This is a genomic window from Streptomyces sp. N35 (assembly GCF_016464295.1).
GTDB lineage: Bacteria > Actinomycetota > Actinomycetes > Streptomycetales > Streptomycetaceae > Streptomyces.
In genome coordinates this window covers 18,303-21,211 of sequence record NZ_JAEIMH010000120.1, presented here as the reverse complement: position 1 = coordinate 21,211, position 2,909 = coordinate 18,303, and the positions used below count along the sequence as shown (strand labels likewise).

Here is a 2,909-nt window from a genome sequence, read left to right as displayed (position 1 = left end):
GCGATGATGACCGCGCCCGCGACCACCACGCCGATCAATATCCGGTGTGTCCGCGTCAGCTTCAGTGGCGCCGCCACGCCCCACTCCCCTATCTGTGTCTCTCGACTGATCAGCTCTCACATTCCCATGTCCAGCGACGCCTTGGCATGCCCCTGGGTCTTCGACCGCGAATCGTCGACAGATGGTGATCTTCCGTCAAGCGTCGAGGGCCCGATCCGTGGTTCGGATCGAGCCCTCGAGGGACTGAGTAGTTTCGTCGACGAAACTACTCGGAGATGAGCTGCAGGTCCCGCGCGATGACGCGGGCGATGGCGCCGAACTGGTCGACGACCAGGGTGTCCTGCCCCTGCATCCAGAAGTGGACCGGCTCCTGCGCCTTCACGCTCTCGGCCACCTGAACGTTCTCCGAGACGTAGGGCAAGAGCATGTCTCCATAGAAGGTCTGGAGCTCATCGAACATCTCCAGGTAGAACTTGCCCCGGTTCTTCGCGTAGCCGTTGAAGAGGATGTAGCGCAGCTCTGCGGCTCCGCCGGAGAACTCGAACTGCTCTTGCGCTGTGGCGATCAGCGCCTTGAGTCCGTGGAGGGTGTCGTCGTCCTTGGTGTCCGGCTTCACGCACCCGATGACGTAGTCGGCGGCGCCGAGTTCGGTGAGTTCCAGTGTGTCGAAGGTGCCGCGGCTGTCGAGCAGAAGGACGTCCAGGGTTCCTTGCGGCAAGTCCTCGATGGCCTTGCGCAGCCAGTGGAGGCCTGCCTTGGATCGGGATCCGGGCCGGCCGGCGTTTCGGATGTCCTCGGACGCGATCGCCATGTCACGCGAGCCCAGGATCAGGTGCAGGTTCGGAATGACCTCGAAGCACTCATCGGTGTCCCACCGGCCATCGTCAAGGATCTCGCCTTGCTCTCCACGTGTGACGGGCATGACCCGGGTGCGCGCGGGGACCATCGCTTCCTTGAGGGTGCACTCGTTGGTGAGGACGCCGTACATGCTGGGCATCGCCGCGAGCTGCGCGTACACCTGTTCCGTGCGGTTCGGGTAGAACTTGCGGTTCGTCACCCCGTAGCCGAGGTAGGTGGACGCCGCCATGGTCTGGTCGAGGTCCCCGATTCCTACCTTCACACCCATCTGTGCCAGCTCAACGCCGGTGTTGACGATGTCGGTCGTCTTCCGGGTGCCGCCCCCTTCGTTGGCGAAGACGATCACGAGAGGGCCTTGCCGGTAGAGCCGCCGGATCAGGGGCCGCTGTGCAGGCAGTGGGATGCTGGTCGCTTGAGTCACGGGAGCTCCAGAGCTCAGAGTTTCGCCGACGAAACGGCCTCGAGGGCCGGTTGGTATCCCGTGATGTCGTAGCCGGCTCCCTGACGCAGATCGTTCAGATAGCGGACGGCACGGGCGTCGAGTTGATCTCCTTGGCTGCGGAAGTGCAGCTCATCGGAGGCGAGGGCGACCGCGTACGCCACCCTCAGGATGTCGACGTCGTCTGCCGCTTCGAGGGCTGCAACATACCCGAACTTGTCGCCGACAGTCATCCCGGCTCGTTCGGCGATCTGAGCGGCGAGGACAAACGCGGCAGCTTCGGCCTCATGGATGGCGTGTACCGCGAGGCTGCGCGTGACCCCGTCCACGACACCTGGTGCCGTGCTGGATACCAGCTTTGAGCAGGCGCCCACACGCTCGTCGATCAGCGCGGCGAAGGCAGCGGGCGGCTTACTGCCGGTCTTGTCGGAACTACGACGGGCCTCAGGGACCTCCTTCGGCCGAGACTTGGAGGCATCGCCGCCAGAACTCTGTCCGTTCTGCGCACGTTGGTCCCCGCCTTCGCCTCCGCTCGCGTCATCCTCCGCTGCGCTCCCACTCGAGTCCGCGGGCGTCTGCGGCTTATCGGATTCGCTCTTCGGGCCGCCCTCGCTACCGCGCGAATCCGTCCCGGGTGATGTCGGCTTGCGATCGAGCAGGATGTCACAGGCCGCCTTCGCCAGGACGCTCTGCTCCTGCATGAGAGCCCATCCCTGTTCGATGCGCGCGGGCTCCTTCAGTTGGCTCACCAGGGTGTAGGCGGGCTCCAGGCCGATGTCTCCCTGTCGGATCGCGCGCCGCAGCGGCCCGTCATCCAATTCCAGCAGCTTGATCCGCTTGGAGATGTCGGAGCGCTTCTTGATGCGTGTCTGCTCGCCGCCGAGCCGCTCCAGGATCTGGTCGTACGTCAGTCCCTCCTCGTCGCGGATGCGCTTGAGGATCAGGGCCTCCTGGATTACATCGAAGCCCTTGCGGAAGTTGTTCTCGCTGAGGAGGACAAAGTCGCCCTTCTCCAGGAGTTGGTCTCTCAGGACCACCGCGACGGATGCATCAGGCGTCTTTGTGGCTAGCAAGGCCCGATAGCGTCGCTCACCGGCTAGCAGTACCCATTCCACGTCGGCGCCGAAGGAGCCAGCGTGCGTGGGGTACTTGGCGATGAAGGCCTCGACCGAGCTGACGGCCGGGTCCTGAATCACCTCGGTGTTGTCGATGTTGGTCTTGAACTCGTCGAACTCGTCGGTCTCGTACTCCCACTCCTCACGGAGGTTCCGGGGGCTGGGAGCGATCGACGTCAGCGGCGTGAGGAAGCGCTGGCCCTCTTGCCGTCGGTTGAACTGACCACGTGGAGCCATGGATGGGCCACCGGTCGCAGGGACCGCCGGGGCCGGAGGCGCCGGGGGAGGAGGTACAGGATCTTTCCTCTTATTGTTGGCGCGCGGCATCCAGACTCCAAGTTCGACATGACACGGATCGCCAGAACGATAGCGTGTTGATCAAGGCGATCGAGACAAACCTGCGCTCGCAAGGGCTCAGAGCCACGTCACATTACGGGCATTCCGCTCACGCTCTCGGGTGCCTGCCACGCCGCTGGTTTCGTCAACGAAACCAGCGG

2 protein-coding genes are annotated in these 2,909 nt (G+C 64.1%); both read right to left on the bottom strand.

What is annotated here, in order from left to right:
- Positions 1 to 265: 265 nt before the first annotated feature.
- Positions 266 to 1,279: a ParA family protein gene (locus JAO81_RS38515; protein ID WP_199552658.1), complete on the bottom strand. Its 1,014-nt coding sequence runs from the start codon at positions 1,277 to 1,279 to the stop codon at positions 266 to 268.
- 14 nt (positions 1,280 to 1,293) lie between these two features.
- Positions 1,294 to 2,649, bottom strand: coding sequence for a hypothetical protein (locus JAO81_RS38510; RefSeq protein WP_199552657.1), 1,356 nt, complete (start codon positions 2,647 to 2,649; stop codon positions 1,294 to 1,296).
- Positions 2,650 to 2,909: the final 260 nt, after the last annotated feature.

Excerpts from the sequence above, each read along its gene's own strand:
- JAO81_RS38510 (WP_199552657.1), bottom strand. The coding sequence starts at position 2,649 with ATGGCTCCACGTGGTCAGTTCAACCGACGGCAAGAGGGCCAGCGCTTC.